The following is a 16,969-nucleotide window of genomic DNA, read 5'->3' as shown; positions in this document are numbered from 1 at the left end:
GGGGGGCAATGGGGAGATGGGGGGACAAATGACAAATGACAACTGACAACTGACAACTGACAACTAACTCCTAACTCCCCTATTGATTTGCTAATTTTCTTGGTTCCAACCTAGGGCTGTAGCCACTTGATTAGCTAATTCTAGCGGATTGAAAGGTTTGGCGATCGCAGCTTTCATTCCCAGTTGAGCATAGCGACGACGGTCAGAAGCCTGAACTTTGGCGGTTAACAAAATTACTGGAATTCTTTTGGTTGCTGGATTTGCTTGTAATTTCTCAAAGGTAGTGATACCATCCATGTCTGGCATCATTACATCCAGCAAAATTGCGTCTGGTTGGTAAGACTCGGCTTGAGTTATTCCTTCTTGACCAGAACTAGCCGTTACCACTTCCCAGTCTGCTACTGTTTCCAAGCAAATCTTGGCGACTTCTTGAATATAAACCTCGTTATCAACCACTAGAATTCGCTTTTTTGTCATTACCGCCACCTGTTCTGATACCAATTTTGGATTTTGGATTTTGGATTTTGGATTTTGGATTTTAAATCTTTACCACGTAGCTGTTATATTAAATTTCAAACATGGGCTTTCTGCTCTTATTTTTGTAAGTCAACTTTGAAAACCTTAAAATAGAGTTTTTGTGATTACTTCGCTCCACTGCGTTCTGCTCGTAATGACATTCCTACTCCCCACCTTGTTGGTGAGTAATTCGCTGAAGTAATTCCATGACTCGCTGTTCAAATTCTTGGGTTGTTACACGTCCTTTAGTCAAAAATTCTGTATGTCCTAATTTGAGTCTATTACGTTCTGACTCATCCAAATCCTTGGCTGAATAAATTACTACAGGGATATTACAAAGATAATTGTGCTGCTTTAGCCAATCTACCACTGCAAAGCCATCACTTTCTGGCAAAATTAAATCAAGAATTAGTAAATCAGGACTAACTTGTTGGCTGAGGCGGATAGCTTCTCGTCCAGTTTTGGCTACGAAGGTTTCAATTTCATGCCTTTCAAACACAGTAACTAGCAGTTGGGCTAAATCGTCGTCATCTTCAACAATGAGAATGCGGACTCCTTTGCAGTATTTAGCTACTACTTGCTTGAGTGACTGTAACAAATAGCTTTCTTCCACTGGTTTACTTACCCAATCAACAAAATCTGCACTGGGTTGGCTATTTGTAGATGGCTTGTAAACACTACAAATCACAATGGGAATATCTTGAGTTTTTGCACCTTCCTTTAATACTGCCATTGTTTCCCAACCATTCATTCCAGGCATCAGCAAATCCAGTAAAATGATGTCTGGATGTAGGGTAGATGCTAAAGCGATCGCCTCCTTACCTGTAGCCACTGTCACCACTCGATATCCTCCTTGTTCCAACAACGTTTGCAATTCGACGCGAATAACTGAGTCATCATCACACACTAGAACTAGGGGAGAGTAGGGAGGAGCCACTGCGGCGGTCTTGGGGTCTCCCCAAGTGGAGTATGTGGCGTTGGGAAATTCGGAATTAGCAATTGGCAATGGGCAATTGGGAGTAGAAGAGTTTGCTGGGAGAACTGTCAAAATTGGCAGATTCATGTAAAAGGTGCTACCCTCGCCTAATGTACTCTCAGCCCAGATGCGTCCTCCATGTTGTTCTACTATGCTTTGGCAAATTGCCAAGCCTAAACCAGTCCCATCATGGTCGCGTGAATCTGAAGAATCAACTTGTTGAAAGCGCTCAAAAATACTTTTAAGCTTATCAGATGGGATGCCGCGCCCGGTGTCTTTGACTGTTATTAGTACTTCATCTTTTTGTAGTTGAGTCGCTAGCCATACTGTTTGACCCGCAGAGGAAAATTTAATCGCATTACTCAGTAGGTTAGTCAAGGTTTGCACAATCCGATCTGGATCGGCCCAAAGCTGTACGGGTAGGCTAGAAATAGATAGCGTTACTTGGGCTTTGTTGGCGAGGGGCTGCATAATATTTACTGCTGAATGAATCAGTTCAGTAAGATTGCAGGTTTCTCTTTCCATTTTCACTTTACCCGACTCGATGCGCTCAATGTCTAGGATGTCATTAATCAGGCGTACTAAGCGTTCAGTGCTATCAGTAGCAATTTGTAATAGGCGTTTTCCTTGGTCTGAGTCTGGCTGTAGCAGACCACTGGCTAACATTCCTAAAGAACCGTGAATTGAAGTCAAAGGTGTGCGGAGTTCATGACTAACAACAGAAACAAACTCATCCTTCATTCGCTCAATTTGCTTGCGCTCAGTTATATCACGTAAAATTACCGTATAAAGTACTTCTTCTCCTATCTTTAATTTAGATATGGAAGCCTCCGCGGGAAATTCTGTACCATCCTTGCGGCAACCAAATATTTCACGGCGTTCTCCCATTCTCCGAGCAGAATTTGAAGATTTGCCAAAGTCAATCACATGTTGATGATGTACTTGGGAAAAACGCTGTGGTAAAAGTACTCCTAAACTTTTGCCGAGAATTTCTTGGGCTGAATAACCAAAAATCTTTTCTGCTCCTTGGTTAAATAGAGTAATACCTTGGCTGGCATCAATGGAAATAATTGCATCATCAGCAATACTTAAAATGCCTTCAAACCGAGATTGAGATACTCGTAGTGCTTCTTGTGTCCGCTGGCGTTCATCTAATTCTGACTGTAATTTGCGGTTGACATTAATTAACTCGGCAGTACGCTCAGCTACCCTTAATTCTAATTCGTTATTAGCTTTGTATAAAGCTATCTCTGTTGCTTTGCGGTGAGAAATATCACGAGCAACGACTTGAGCCGCTATTTTACCCTGATAAATAAAAGGTGCTGCGACTACTTCTAAATCAATAGTTGTTCCATCTAACCGCAGCCATTTTTCTTCCCGTAATGGAATAGGTTGTTGAAATTCGCTAAGGTATTTAATCCGCTCTTGAACTAATGTTTGAGAGTTGGAATGTACAAACTCAAGTATATTTTTATCTAGTAATTCTTCACCTTTTGTTGCACCAAAAAGTTTAATGGCGGCACTGTTTAAAAAGACAAATTTACCTTCACTTTGAATAAAAATTGCTTCTGGACAGAGTTCAACAAGTTGCTTGTAGCTGGCTTCACTCTGTTGTAAAGCTACTATTGCTTGCTTGCGATTGCTGATATCTCTAACTGTACCCAGCATTCGTACAGGTTCACCAGGTTCATTATAGTAAGATTTACCTTTACCTTCAATCCAGTGAATGCTGCCATCTGGCCAAAGAACTCGAAATTCATGACTAAAGTCAGTTCGTTGTTGGTGGGAATCATTTATTGCCTGTTCCAAACTTTCCAAGTCTTCTGGCAGGATGTAAGATTTAAAGGTTTCATAGCTGCCATCAAATGCACTAGGAACGATGCCAAATAATTCGGCATGACTGTCAGACCAGATTATTTGGTTAGTAGTGAGATTCCAGTCCCAAATACCGAGGTGTACTGCTTCCAAAGCCAGGGAAAGACGTTCTTCACTTTCTCGTAATGCCGTTTGGGCAAAGGCGCGATCGCGTTGATTGCGTAATGCTACAATGCCATATGCTAAGTCCTCGGCTAATTCTTCTAAAAGTTTCACCTCATCAACATCAAAAGCATCTACTTCGCTGGCGTATATATTCAACGCGCCAAAAGCTTCACCATTATCTTTTAAAGGTAAGGCAATTGATGATGCATAGCCTTGCAAGTTCGCCTGACACTGCCAAATCTCATATTTGCGGTCAGTTAAAATGTTCTGGACAATAGATGTTTGACCTGTGCGAATTGCTGTCCCCGTTGGGTTTCGTCCACGAACTGTATTTGACCAGGTGAAATTGAGTGATTGCAAGTATCCATCTTCATAGCCTGCTTGAGCAACTGGGCGGATATTTTTCTGAGCATCATTTTCGGCAAACCCAACCCACGCCAGCCGATAACCACCAATGTTCACCAGAATTTGACAAATATTTTCCAGCAAATCAGACTCAACCTTGGCACGAACAATTACCTGATTGCAATTACTCAAAGTCTGAAGTCTGCGATTAACCCGCCGCAGTTCAGCCTCTGTCTGTTTATACACAGTGATGTCCCGTGTAATAGCTAACTGTAGCCAAGTCTTGTCTTGTTCATTCCACAGAGGTACAGCATGAGTTTCCAACCATCGGCGATTACCTTGGCAAGTAATGATCTCGAACTGCATAGTAGCCTTACTGCCCTGACAGACAATTTCGTTCATTGAGCGAAATGTCTCTTTATCTTCTGGAGCAATCAGAGGATATACTGATTTGCCAATCACGTCTGCGACGCTATCTACCTCAATCATAGCCAGCCCTGCTGGATTCATTGCCAACAAAGTACCATCAGCTGCAACTATTTTGACGCACTCAGGTTCAGCATCAAAGATGGTGCGCCAATCGGGTGCAAAGGGAGATGAGGGGGATGAGGGAGTAATTTCTTCCCCTGCTCCTCTACTCCCCTGCTCAATAGCTCCCCTGCTCCCCTTCTGGGCTAAGCGCCGCCGCAGTTTGATTCGCTCTAAGCGGTTGATAATTCGAGTCACTAATTCTGGCCCGACTATGGGTTTGCTCACAAAGTCATCAGCACCCACGCTAAAGACCTGATTCACCATTTCGGCATCGCTGTGAACTGTGAGAAACAGGATAGGCAACTCACTCCAGCGGGCATCATTACGTACCACTTTGCACAGTTCGATACCGTTGGTATAAGGCATTTCCACATCTAAAATTAATAAATCTGGGGCAACGGCTTCTAAGGTTTCCCAAAACTGGCGTGGATCATTGAGGGCGATCGCTTTGAGTCCCCAAGGGCTAAGTAATGTCTGCAATAAAGCGAGAATTTGCGGATCATCATCTACAGCTAGGATTTTAGCTTCTGCATGAGGTGCTTGTTGCAAAAGTTGAGCGATCGCTTCTAGCACCTGTGCAGTGGACATGGGCTTTTGTAAAAATGTATGTCCGCCTTGACGAGCTAGTTGCAAGCGGCTGGTAAAATCTGTCTGGTCTGTAAAAACAAGCACAGGCACAGGCGGTTTACGTTGGGCAAGTTCTGCCAACAGGCTAAAGCTATCTTCTTGATGGGGGGAAAAGCTGGGGTCAAGTAGCACTACATGGGGATGCTCTCTGTAGAGGAAATTTCTCGCTGCATCCAAATTGGTGGCAAGATTAACTTTGAATCCCCAGTTAGCAGATTCTTGTGTTAGTTGTTCAGTTAAAATTGGGTTGCGGTCAACTACCAATACTAAAGGCAATTCATCGGCAGTTGCTGCTGTTGATGTTGTTTGTTCATTTTTAGCTGTAATTTCCTGACGCAGTTGCTTTACCCATTTTTGGAAGTTGGCTGTTTCAGATGGCGTCAAGGTTTTACTGGATTTCAACAGTTGCTCAATTTTGCGTGCTATCTTTGAACCTTCAGGTAAGCCAAAAGTGCCTAATGACCCTGCTAAGGTATGCGCCTCTCGTAGTGCTTGCGCTTTCACTTCTGAATTGAAAGCTTTCTGAGTTAAAGCTGCTGCTTGCTCTAGCTGCTTCACCTGCTCATCTATTCGCCCACTAAATCGCCGCCAAATTTCGGCTATTGCACCTAATGTTTGCTCCTGCTTTTTGTCTTTTGTCTCGTGCTTTTTATCTCCTGGCTCCTGTTTTTTCTCTTCTGTTTCCTCTAACTGCGGTTTGAGACGATAGCCAATACCATAAACTGTCTCAATTAAATCATTGGGCGCTCCCACAGATTTTAATTTTTGCCGTAATCCTTTGATATGGGTGCGAACAGCTTCTTCTTGGGGGGTGTCTTCATAAGACCAGAGATGTTCTAAAATCATGTTGCAACTAAACACCCGACGACTATTTCGCAAAAATAACTCCAAAAGCGCATATTCTTTCGGGGTTAATGACAGCAAATCTTGGTTGTAAGTGACTTCACAACTGCTAGGGTCAAGCTGTAAATTCCCCCACTCTAGTACTGGTTGTGATGTGGTTCCCCCGCGACGCAATAAAGCCCTGACGCGCGCAACCAATTCTTCTTGCTCAAAAGGTTTAACCACATAGTCATCTGCACCTGCATCTAACCCGATCGCTTTTTCATGACTGCTATCACATCCTGTCAACAATAGGATGGGCATTTGTAGACCACGAGAGCGGATTTGACGACAAAGGCTGATACCATCTAATCCTGGCAGCATCACATCTAGGAGGATTAAATCATAGTCATAAGTTTCGATTAAATCCCAAGCAGCATCGCCATCAGTGGCAACTTCAACGGCATAATTTTGATGATTGAGAACAGCAGTCAGCGCATAGGCGTTTAACTCGTCATCCTCTACAACTAAAATCTTCATATAACTGCTTTCCAAAGGTTAATAATTTAACAAAGAATGAGCGAAAACAAAAATTCACAATTATAATTAGTATTAACTTTTCAGCTTAAATGCATCTTAAAGGATATATCTTTTGTGGGTTAATGTTAATTAACAAATATCAATATTTATCAGTAATCATGTCTTTTGATTTACGAGTTGGCATCAATCGACTCCATTGTGCTAAATCAGCAAAACCCAAACTATGTAATCTGTAAGTCACGCTTTTACCCATTCCGGCGCACCAATCAAAATCATCCGGTTTACTGGCTTGCTTGAAATTGTTAAAGCTTCAATATTAGTGATTATAGGCCTTTCATTTGCATCATTGGGTAGATTCTCTGACATTGGTATTCACCTGTTTTCGGGAGAAAATTTATGTTGACGATTGTCAACATAAATTTTGTGGATGCTCACGTAGACTATTGTCAACATTTACGACGTGATGCTCCTCTGACACTATGGGAGCATGGGAAGAGCAGGGAAAGCACTAAGACAAGTACTCGAAGTCCATAACATCAGCCAAAATCAACTGGCAGTAGCAATGGATATAGGACGATCTAGTATTAATAGATGGGTCAATGAAAACCGAGATCCTTCGGCTGAGGCAGTTATTGAGATAATTGAAGCGTTAGAGAAAATTAACTCTGCCGCTGCCAGAGATTTCCTGCTACTGTACTTAGGCCGCTTTATTTTGAATGACAACCAAACTTGACGGTTGTGATGATATGGGAAAATGCGATCGCTATTTGAACGCTAAAAACCTGAGCTAATAAAATAGACTCAGGCTTTGAGTAAAATCACTATAATTACCAATTAAGAATTATGTCTGAAGTAAATTCTCAGCAGCCCATTAATGTAGTAACTACTCTCATAGATGAGTATGCTGCTGGGAAACGGGCTTTTAGTAGAGCAGAACTAGGCAATGCTGATTTGCAAGGCGTTAACCTCAAAGGATCTGACCTCAGTTATGCTGACTTGAGTGAAGCTAACCTCAGTGGTGCTAATCTCAGGGGAACTGACCTCAGCTTCGCCGACCTGAGTCAAGCCAATTTGAGGAATGCCGATCTCAGGGGAGCATTGTTGATATCAGCCAATCTTTCTCAAGCCGATCTCCAAGGCGCAAACTTAGAAAAAGCAGACTGCGATCGCAATACCCATTTTCCCCCAAATTTTGATTTAGTTAAAGCAGGTTTGCAAATTCAACATGACTAACCAGTCAACAGTCATCTATCAACTTGAATTTTTAATTTTTAATTTTTAATTTTTAATTTTCAATTCCCCCCCTTGAGAGGTTCATCAGCCAAACTAAGAAAATTCCTGTACTTGCTCCTACCACAGTCCCCATTGCAGCGCCAGTCACCGCAGCGTTGAGAGCATTGTGGATACTCAATCCATCTGACTGCTCAAAGCCTATATCCATAAAGGCTATGAGTAAACCCAACGACCAAGCTAAGGTATTAGCCCCCACCCACCAGCCTGCTTGGCGGATATATATTCTCACGTATGCTTGGAAAAGCAGCCATTGGGCAAATCCTAGCACTGCTCCTACCCCACCTCCCAGTAAAACAATTGCTGGTAGCAGCACCAAAAATTTCATTCCATCTCCTAGGAAACTGAAAGCCACAGCCATCAGATAACTCAGTGCTAAACCAATCAACCACGCCAAAACTGCTGCAATAGTGGTGAAAATTACCCATCCAATTGGTTTATGAATATAGCGCCGTAGTGCTAAAAGTTGCGAAAACCCCAAAACTACCCCTTCAACAATCCCCACCACCAGCAAGATAATGTATATATTGACATTTTCTACCCTAGATGTTATCGCATTGAAGGCTGCGATCGCTCCAAAACCCACAACCGAGCCAAAAGCGGTAGCCATTACCCACTTTTCCCATAAAAACAAGCCCTGATGTTGATTTTGCTTGTGCATGAGATCCTCTTTGAGTAGGGAGATGGGGGATGAGGGAGATGAGGGAGATGAGGGAGATGGGGGGATGAGGGAGATGGGGAGATGGGGGGATGAGGGGGATGAGGGGGATGGGGAGAATAACAAATGACAATTGACAACTGACAACTGACAAATGACAAATGACAACTGACAACTAACTCTCCATTACCAATTGCCATTCCAGCACCACAGATTTAGGAACTGAGATATTGATAAAGCGATCGCCTGGCAGAGGTATGCTCAGTACTAGGGGTTCCCTTGGCAATTGTGGTAATATATCTTTCAGGTTATACTGACCGATTGTTGGTGCTGGTGCATCATCTAAAAAAATATCAGCAGCAGTGAAAACTTTACCAGTGGCGGTAGTAATTTTTAAAGGTTGGGGATGGAAAAGTTCCGCAGAATTAGGAAACCCAACAAGCCGTAGGTTTACAGTCTGACCTTGACCAGGATAAACTTGTCTAAACAGGACAACTTGCCAAACATTTCCTGATTGATCATCTAATTTTTTCTGCGAACGATAAAGTATTTCTCCTGGTGCTGCTTCTAACTTGCTGACATCAGCGATTACCATCTGGGATGGGAGATTTACTGAACTCAAAAATATGTATATTGATATTGTCAATATTCCCAGCCATAGCAGCCACCAAAAGAAACTTTTGCCATAATTAAGGGTCAGGGATAAAGCTTTTGTTTTCTTTTTGCTTTTTAACCTCTTGCGATTTTTCAATGTTTGTTGGCTGTGGCGTAACATCAGATTCACCTCCTGGTGTTAAGTTAACCAAGCTGATTTGCGATCGCGTCTTTACTGAGTTGAGCCTACAACGCTTGTAGATTCTTTGACAACAGTCTCAGGGTTTTTAACAAGGACTGGGTTATGTACAATATAGACTGAACAAGTAGCATGGTGAACCACGTAGTTACTTACACTCCCTAGAAACATTTCCGCTAACCCAGAGCGGCCTCGATGTCCCATAATAATTAAATCAGCACCCCAAGTCGCTGCTAATTTACAAATTGTTCGCCCAGGACTACCAAGCGTTTGTGAAAATTCTGTCGAGACTCCTAGTGTGTTTGCTTGGGCACTGAAGGATTGCAGTATATTTACACCTTCATCTTTAAAGCTATCCCACTGCTTCTGGTATAACTCAAAGCTTTGACCACTCAATGCTGGATAGTATTCCACATTAGATAACATAGGAAAGTAGGGACTGTCCTCTTCTTCTGGGGATAAAACATGCAGCAGCATTAACTTGGCTTGTGTCACCTGCGCTAAAGCCAATGCTTGCTCAAAAACCTGTTTCCCCATTTCCGAGCGATCCAATGCAACTAAAATCTTTTTCAGCATATAGACCTCTGGCATTTATTAGTAATTGAGTTTCCTGGTTTTTCAATACTGTATTGGCAGAAATTACCAATTTTGCATCTACTTTTGGCAACAATTTACAAAATTTTTCTAGTAACTGGCCTGTGTGAACTTTTAAGCAATCTTTGTCTTACACCTAACTTTATAAAATAACAATTTGAGGAACTTGTGAGGAAGTTAGGAGTTAGGAGTTAGGAGTTGTAGGGGCGGGTTTTTGAAGAAACTCAATTAGTAGCAATAGATACTGACTAAACCCGCCCGTACAGGAGTTTGGAGGTTGATGCCCAATGCCCCATTCCCAATTCCCAATTCCCAATTCCCGTTTCAAATTTGATAATCCAACGCCATTAAAACTCTGCCACAATGTTGATTTGCGGGTACAGCTTCCAACATCTTCTTAGGCATTGGCAGGTTGAGGTTATTCATTAACTCAATGAACTGGCTGCGGCTACGTCCGGCAAACCGGGGATTCCAGCGTTTCTCTTCACCAATGGTAGATACTGTTCGTCCTTGGTAGTCGTGACCGGGATATACCAATGTGTCATCAGGTAACGTGAATAGCTTCTGGGTGACTGCATCATATAGCAATCCAGCATCACCAAATTGAAAGTCGGTACGACCACAACCCCGAATAAATAGGGCATCTCCGGTTAATAGATGAGTGTAATTGACCAGATAAGCCATGTGGCTGTTAGTATGACCAGGAGTAGCGATCGCTTTAATTTCCACACTCCCTAGTTGCAAAATCTCACCATCTGCAATGTAGCGGTCTACACAACTTGCTTCTGTCTTCTCAGGAACAATACCCAAACAACCTGTATGCAATCTAAGTCTGTCTGTGCCGGTGATGTGGTCGGCATGGATATGGGTTTCCAAACAGTAGCGCAGAGTCAACCCTAATTCGTGTAATATCTGGAGGTCACGTTCTACTTGCTCCAACACAGGATCAACTAAAATAGCTGTTTTGGTTTCTGAATCGGCAATCAAGTAAGTATAGGTACTCGATTCTTTATCGAACAGTTGACGAAATAGCATAGAAGGTTTCCTCAACGTGAACAATGAATTTTCAGTTAACCAGTCCCCTCCAATAGCAGCATAAGTCTTGGGTTGCAAGGATTTCAGTAGCTCCTGTGCCAGATTCGCTGCTTGAACTCGAATTTCGGGAACTGCGGTGGTTTCCCAAAGATTGCCTTTACGCGGTGTCCCCAAGGTATACAGCATTGGCGATGCATTGCCATCAGCATCAATGAGGGCACCGTTGGCGGCTGTGTCGATTCCCATTCCCAAAGCATTGGGACGGATCAAGCGTTGTTCTTGCAGGCTGGCGATTAATGGATGTTGTAATCGGCGATAGTTGCAATTTGCGCCAGTGCAGTTAATAATCCGCTTGACTTGCAAAGTGATATCTTTGTGTGTTCCCCGTTCCTGAATTCTTACTTCTACTTGATTTGCCAACTCTCGGCAGCTTTGTACTCGACCTGCATAATGCATCAGTTGTCCAGACTTGATTGCAGCATCGAGGATGTCGGCAATTTCTGTGGCAATCCGATGGCGATGAACTTCCCAGTAAGCTTTGACGTGACGAAGAAAGCGCTTTTGTTCATTGAATGGTAATACCTGCCAGAGTTGTTGTGTAATTGGACGGATGGCATCTATGACTGCACGCCAATCTTGCGCTTGTTGCAGTTCTTGCCGTACTAGATGCAGTAGTCCTCGTGCAGTTTTTGGTGCAGTCTCTACATCAATAAATACCTGATAAGGTGTAGTTGGTTTGTGACACTGTGGCATCAATCCGTGACGGGAGACAGCATGGATTTGTCCTTTGAACCCTTGTTGATGCAAGGCTACAACAGCATCTACCATTGTTAGCCCAGTACCTACCAACAGAATTGCATCCTCTGGATTTAAGTCTGCGAGTGCTTCGCAACGCTGCGCGAACGCATCACTCATCCACGCATCTTTAACATAACCACTATTAGCCACAGCAGTCAGAGGTGCAGGCAAAGTTGCCGATAAATTACCTAGAGCTAGCACAACTTTTTGTACATGCAAACGCTGCCCGCTGCTGAGGTATACTGTTGTGCTATCGGTGGTTGTTTCGATGGCGATCGCTTCATCTACAATTTTTTCTAGGCATACATCAGGTCGTGCATTGTCCTCTGCTGATTTCAAGGTCGCCTGTACATAATCTCCATAAACTTTACGCGGCACAAAAGTAGATGCTGTTACTTCTTTATGTCCGTTTTGATGCAACCAGTTTAAGAAATGATTCGGTTCATCAGGAAACGCACTCATCTTACCTGCTGGAACATTTAGCAAGTGACAATCTACTTGCGTACCGTAAGCAACTCCTCTACCTACTTGCGAATTACGTTCAATCAACTTGATGGAAAGTGGCATAGTGACCTTTCGCAAAAGATTTGCAGCAACTAGAGAACCACTAAAACCACCGCCAACGATGGCAAACGTAATAGGAGAAATCTTGAGGTTAAAAATATTGCTGTTCATGGGATATGTGAGATGTGCTTGGTACTTTCTACTCACAAACTTATCCTAGACAACCTGTGAAATTACGCCTGTTTGACCTCAACAAACGTATGAATTGAATCAAAAAACCACAAATCCACATGAACAAGTGGGAATTGAAATTAAGTGTGCAATTCTCCAAATTGAGGATGCGGGGATCGCAAAATCATAAAAGCTAAAACCCAGATGATACCAGCCTTGATAACTTTTTAGCTCTAAATCATGGGTTTCTTTTTTCAAAAATCGATAGAAATACCGCGGTTTTAATCTAACATCATAATAACCAGTTGCCAAAGCAGAAATTCACTACTAATTTTGTTATCAAATTTTGACAATGGGGCATGGGGCATTGGGCATTGGGAATAAACCTCCCAACTCCCAACTCCTAACTCCTAACTCCTAACTCCCAACTCCCAACTCCCAACTCCCAACTCCTAACTCCTAACTCCTAACTCCTAACTCCTAACTCCTAACTCCTAACTCCTAACTCCTAACTCCTGCCTCCTGCCTTGAGATGGTAAACCCAAGCTGATATAAGTGGGAGTTAAATAGTTTTTGAGTATGCGACCGAGAATTTTAATACCTTGTTCAATATCTTCTGGTGTGTGGCAAAAGTTCAGGCGCATGGCGGGATAGCCTCCGCCTGGAAAAAATGCTGCACCATTAGCAACTAGGACATGTTCAGATAAGGCATCTCGGCAAATTGCTTGAATTGGTAAATGATTCGGGAGATGAGTCCACAGAAATAAACCGCCTTTGGGAATAGTCCAAGCGATCGCATCAGGAAAGTACCTCTCCAATGCTTGCAGCATCACATTACAATTTTGCAGGTTACTAGTCCGCAAACGACTTAAATGACGGCGGTAATGTCCCGACGCTAACAACTCACTCACAATTGCTTGAGACACTGTAGACACGTGCAAATCATTGAGTAATTTCTGTTTTACCAGAGGTTGACGATGTTCACCTGTCACCACCATGTAACCAACTCGTAGTCCAGGCATCAGGGTTTTTGAGAATGTGCTGATGTAAGTTACCCAATTGTCGCGATCGAGTGCCTTAATTGGAGCCGGAACAGGTTCAAAATTTAACCCTTCATAAGCATTATCTTCTAAAATGGGACACTCGTACTGTTGTGCTAACCCCAATAAAGCTTGCCGATGCTCTTGGGAAGTTGTGATCCCTGTGGGATTATGTAAAGTACTGATAGTATAAATTAGTTTAGGTCGGTGACTTTTAAGATACTGCTCCAGCAACTCTAAATTCATTCCCTCCGCAGTCATGGGAATTCCTATTACCTTAGCTCCCAAATTTTCAAGAATTCCTAATGCACCATGATAAGTTGGTGTTTCCACAATCACCCAATCGCCTTTTTGCAGGTAGTATTGCATAGCCAGCGATAGCGCTTGCTGTGAACCACTGGTAATAATAATTTCTTCAGGAGAAACCTCTAATCCTGGTTGCACTAACATTTGAGCAATCAATTCCCGCAAGACCAATTGTCCTTGGGGAAAGTCTTCTTTAAAGACGTTATCCCCTGTTTTAGTCAATGCCCGTTTAGCAATTTTTTGGAGATAATTTGAGCTAGAAGCAGAGGGAAAACCCGAACTAAAATCAATAATATTTTGCTGCCGCCGAGCCTGAATTGAACTTGTATATTGGTGGAAAAATGACCCTTCCCCTTCTGAAATGATTACCTCTTGGGCTGGGGCAAAATTTGAGCGCTTGGTAAAACCAGAAGTGACTGTACGATTGACAAAATATCCTGAACCTTGGCGAGCATGGATAAGTCCATCGGCTTCTAGGAGACTGTACGCCTCAATCACTGTCAACTTGTTAACTTGAATACTCTCCGACAAACTACGAATCGAAGGAAGTTTTTGTCCGGCTGGTATTTTGCCAGATTGAATCAGACGACTCAGATAATCACGAATTTGCAAATAAATAGGGTTTGGTGAGTGCCGGTCTAGGAGAATATTCACAGCGCAACCCTCATTCAGGATAACAGCAGGGACTACAGGCAATATAAGGTATTTTTCTGTGTCTGAACCAGTACAGTTGAGTGTAATTTTACTAGAACAGTTGAAATTCTTACTACTGTACCAGTCTAAATTGTATGAATCTGTACCTTCTCATTCAGTTATTACTAAGCGAATCTAGAAAGTATAGCAAAGTGCTGAGTTCTAAGTAGGAAGCCAGTTGTTTATTAGCTTTGAGCAATGAACATTGTCCTAACCGATGTGACTACAGCTATATGTAACACATCTAAATTGCATAATTTATGGGCATGGAAATAAGGATGGCCTTCAAAAGTGAATATGCAAGTTAGATGCACAAAGTTTATTTAATGGCTCAGTTGAGCCGGGAGAGAATTTTTTATGAAGATAGTTGATGCATGGTCTTTAGTAGAATCAAAATTACAAAAATTGTGGCAGAACTTAGTTACCATACTGACAAAGAATTCTGAATTGCAAGTTTGGCAAACCCACCTAGCCAATGGTGATTCTGCTTGGCACGCTTATGACCCTCTGACAGGTCGTTCTGCTTGTTTTGGTTCTGAAGCCGAAATGCGAGTTTGGATTGAGATGCAGTATTACACCAGGTAAATCTGCATGACCAAATAATTCGTGATTCAGAAAGCTATATCAACTGGTTGCAGCATTAGCGTAGCTAAGCCGTGTATTTTAAAAAACTCAAACATTAGATTCCCAACTTCTTGAAGAAGTCGGGAATTTCGGCTGAAGTGAGTACCATTCCATCCTATAAATACCAAATCGATAATATAGGATTCACATTTGATTTTTACGAAGCTAGGTACACCTATACTCTGTTTTTAGTTGAACCTTCGGGAGGCGATGTTTTAGGTGTAGTGTCTTTTGTGCGATCGCTACTCTTTTATTGAACTATGAAAGCAGCCAGCGCAACTGCGGCGAACAGAGGCTACTAGCTATTTTGTGAAAGACCTAATGCTTTTTAGCTAACTTTTTTTTGACTAGCATGGCGCACAAGGTAACCAAACTTGCAACAATCGAGGTAGGTTCTGGAACAGTTTTTGCACTTACTTGTTCAAATATTGGCGCTGATTCAGTTGTATCGCTAATTGTTCCAGCAAAAGCACCTATGCCAACAGAACCAAATTTACCGTCATAAGACCAAAAAGTTGTTGCTTGACTTGTAAAACCTGAAATTAAGCGAACTTCGTCTGTGGAAAATTCCCATGTATCTACGTCTTTGAATTCAAATTCAGGTACTTCTGCATTTCCTGACCAAGCTAATGAAAAATTCGTAATTTCAGTCTCTGAAATAATATTGTTACTATCTAAATCTTCTCCTTCAAAGCTCCCAGTTACTATTCCACCTTGCGACCAACCATCTTGAGTAAAATTAAAACTGACAGCACCCGCGCTTCCTTGACTCAAAACATTGAATATAGCAATAATTGTGGCAACTGCTAAAGGTTTTTTCAATTGGTAGATCATAACAGTTTTCTTGAATATAGAGGATAATTACTAGCTGATAGTAATGGAAATACACCAGTCTACTTTGATTTAGGAACTTATTTGCGTAGCAGGTAACTCTAAACTGAAAAAATTAGTATAAATATACTGATTTTTTCCAATATTAAATTAGGATTCCTACGTCAATGTAGAAATTTGTTTTATGAACACAGTTTGGATTTTATCATAATTCAGTCTGTGTAGTATCAAAGACTCGCAAAAAAAACCTATCTAATTCACATTAGACGTAAATTTAAAATATTTTTTGTATCAGAGTCGGACTTGAAACCATATCTGTTCGACCATAAATGTTGAATATATTTGACCACACTGTCTTCTGTATTTTTTAAGCCAATTACCAATGAAGCGTAACGCTTGAGTTCAGCATCTGCATTAGCAACTGTAATAGCATGATCAGCAATTTTGAACATTTTGATGTCATTTTCACGAAAATTCTGATAAATATAGATTTTTTCTAGGGGCGCACAGCTAGCTGTGCGCCCCTAGAAACGTATTTGTATCATTATTAAAGTGAAACGGTATAATATCAAGTTCGCTTAATTACTTATAAAAGGCGAAGAACCCCACCCCGCCTTTGACAGAAGTCAAACTTTCCCCTCCGTTTCCCCTCCCTGTTCACGGGGAGGGGTTGGGGGTGGGGTGCAATGACTTTGGAAATTATAACTATTTATCCGAACTTGATATAATACCAGTACAGTTAAAGCACCGAAACCATCAACAGCAGCAAAATCAACGCCACTAATATGATACAAATTTGATTTACTCAAAGGCTTTTTTGTAACATCAACCTTGTGAGAAAATGAAGCCAAGCATTATAGGGAAATAGTATTACAAAGTTATATTTGTACACGAAATAGGATAATACCAATAAGCGAACCCAGGAGTAATACTAAGGTGGTTATGGAACTAATAGCAAAACCAATAACCCGTTTCTTGGCAGCTTGATAATATCCCCAAGCGAATGCAATTCGTCCTACCAACCAGACAACACCAAGTCCAGTTCCCCACAATGGACTAACATACAGAGAAAATAACCATAACCCAGGTAAGAACAAAACTAACTGTTCCAAAGTATTCTGCTGGACTCGTAGCACTCTTTCAAAGTCTTGATGTCCAGACATTTGAGGAGCAGATACCTTGTATTTAACTCTATATCTGCTGACATTAATTGTTAAAACAAAGTATAACAAAAGTGCCAAAGTAGTTATCAAACTAACTAAAGGTGACATATGAGAATCCTGACAATCAAAAAA

Annotated in this window: 15 protein-coding genes; 4 read left to right on the top strand and 11 right to left on the bottom strand. The window is 41.8% G+C overall.

The window, feature by feature from the left end; all coding sequences use genetic code 11:
- Positions 1-90: 90 nt before the first annotated feature.
- The 3 genes from I8748_RS23895 to I8748_RS35825 all read right to left on the bottom strand — a co-directional run bounded on the left by I8748_RS23895 (position 91) and on the right by I8748_RS35825 (position 6,703).
- Positions 91-477: a response regulator gene (locus I8748_RS23895; protein ID WP_198127029.1), complete on the bottom strand. Its 387-nt coding sequence runs from the start codon at positions 475-477 to the stop codon at positions 91-93.
- Between the two features lie 202 nt (positions 478-679).
- Complete coding sequence (locus tag I8748_RS23890) at positions 680-6,337, bottom strand: response regulator (RefSeq protein ID WP_198127028.1); 5,658 nt, start codon at positions 6,335-6,337, stop codon at positions 680-682.
- A 237-nt stretch (positions 6,338-6,574) separates the two neighbouring features.
- Positions 6,575-6,703: a hypothetical protein gene (locus tag I8748_RS35825; protein ID WP_263976532.1), complete on the bottom strand. Its 129-nt coding sequence runs from the start codon at positions 6,701-6,703 to the stop codon at positions 6,575-6,577.
- A gap of 121 nt (positions 6,704-6,824) precedes the next feature.
- Between I8748_RS35825 and I8748_RS23885 the strand changes: the two genes are divergently transcribed.
- A complete protein-coding gene (locus tag I8748_RS23885) occupies positions 6,825-7,070 on the top strand; it encodes a helix-turn-helix domain-containing protein (protein ID WP_198127027.1) in 246 nt (81 codons plus the stop codon).
- A gap of 110 nt (positions 7,071-7,180) precedes the next feature.
- Positions 7,181-7,570, top strand: coding sequence for a pentapeptide repeat-containing protein (locus I8748_RS23880; RefSeq protein WP_198127026.1), 390 nt, complete (start codon positions 7,181-7,183; stop codon positions 7,568-7,570).
- 52 nt (positions 7,571-7,622) lie between these two features.
- Here I8748_RS23880 and I8748_RS23875 read toward each other — a convergent pair whose 3' ends face one another.
- The 5 genes from I8748_RS23875 to pdxR all read right to left on the bottom strand — a co-directional run bounded on the left by I8748_RS23875 (position 7,623) and on the right by pdxR (position 14,180).
- Positions 7,623-8,288 carry a hypothetical protein gene (locus tag I8748_RS23875; RefSeq protein WP_198127025.1) on the bottom strand — a complete coding sequence of 222 codons (666 nt, stop codon included), beginning with the start codon at positions 8,286-8,288 and terminating at the stop codon, positions 7,623-7,625.
- A 172-nt stretch (positions 8,289-8,460) separates the two neighbouring features.
- Positions 8,461-9,060, bottom strand: coding sequence for a DUF3122 domain-containing protein (locus I8748_RS23870; RefSeq protein ID WP_198127024.1), 600 nt, complete (start codon positions 9,058-9,060; stop codon positions 8,461-8,463).
- A gap of 51 nt (positions 9,061-9,111) precedes the next feature.
- Positions 9,112-9,654 carry a universal stress protein gene (locus tag I8748_RS23865; RefSeq protein WP_198127023.1) on the bottom strand — a complete coding sequence of 181 codons (543 nt, stop codon included), beginning with the start codon at positions 9,652-9,654 and terminating at the stop codon, positions 9,112-9,114.
- A gap of 342 nt (positions 9,655-9,996) precedes the next feature.
- Entirely contained in the window at positions 9,997-12,216 is a 2,220-nt protein-coding gene (locus I8748_RS23860) for an FAD/NAD(P)-binding protein (protein ID WP_318781258.1), read from the bottom strand.
- Between the two features lie 458 nt (positions 12,217-12,674).
- Positions 12,675-14,180 (bottom strand): MocR-like pyridoxine biosynthesis transcription factor PdxR, encoded by a 1,506-nt coding sequence (gene pdxR / locus I8748_RS23855; protein WP_198127022.1) that lies wholly within the window; start codon positions 14,178-14,180, stop codon positions 12,675-12,677.
- A 396-nt stretch (positions 14,181-14,576) separates the two neighbouring features.
- Between pdxR and I8748_RS23850 the strand changes: the two genes are divergently transcribed.
- The gene (locus I8748_RS23850; protein ID WP_198127021.1) at positions 14,577-14,804 is read left to right on the top strand and encodes a hypothetical protein; all 228 of its coding nucleotides are present in this window, start codon (positions 14,577-14,579) and stop codon (positions 14,802-14,804) included.
- A 137-nt stretch (positions 14,805-14,941) separates the two neighbouring features.
- Positions 14,942-15,100, top strand: a complete 159-nt coding sequence (locus I8748_RS23845) for a hypothetical protein (RefSeq protein ID WP_198127020.1) — start codon at positions 14,942-14,944, stop codon at positions 15,098-15,100.
- Positions 15,101-15,161: 61 nt separating this feature from the next.
- Here the strand turns inward: I8748_RS23845 and I8748_RS23840 are convergent, their stop codons facing one another.
- The 3 genes from I8748_RS23840 to I8748_RS23830 form a co-directional block, all read right to left on the bottom strand.
- The gene (locus I8748_RS23840) at positions 15,162-15,665 is read right to left on the bottom strand and encodes a hypothetical protein (protein ID WP_198127019.1); all 504 of its coding nucleotides are present in this window, start codon (positions 15,663-15,665) and stop codon (positions 15,162-15,164) included.
- 266 nt (positions 15,666-15,931) lie between these two features.
- The gene (locus I8748_RS23835; protein ID WP_318781259.1) at positions 15,932-16,132 is read right to left on the bottom strand and encodes an HAD hydrolase family protein; all 201 of its coding nucleotides are present in this window, start codon (positions 16,130-16,132) and stop codon (positions 15,932-15,934) included.
- 420 nt (positions 16,133-16,552) lie between these two features.
- The gene (locus I8748_RS23830; RefSeq protein WP_198127017.1) at positions 16,553-16,945 is read right to left on the bottom strand and encodes an MAPEG family protein; all 393 of its coding nucleotides are present in this window, start codon (positions 16,943-16,945) and stop codon (positions 16,553-16,555) included.
- Between the last annotated feature and the right edge of the window lie 24 nt (positions 16,946-16,969).

Origin of the sequence: Amazonocrinis nigriterrae CENA67 (assembly GCF_016056305.1) — a bacterium.
Classification (GTDB): Bacteria; Cyanobacteriota; Cyanobacteriia; order Cyanobacteriales; family Nostocaceae; genus Amazonocrinis; species Amazonocrinis nigriterrae.
Note: the sequence above shows the minus strand (reverse complement) of the source record. Positions and strands in the feature narration are given on the sequence as shown.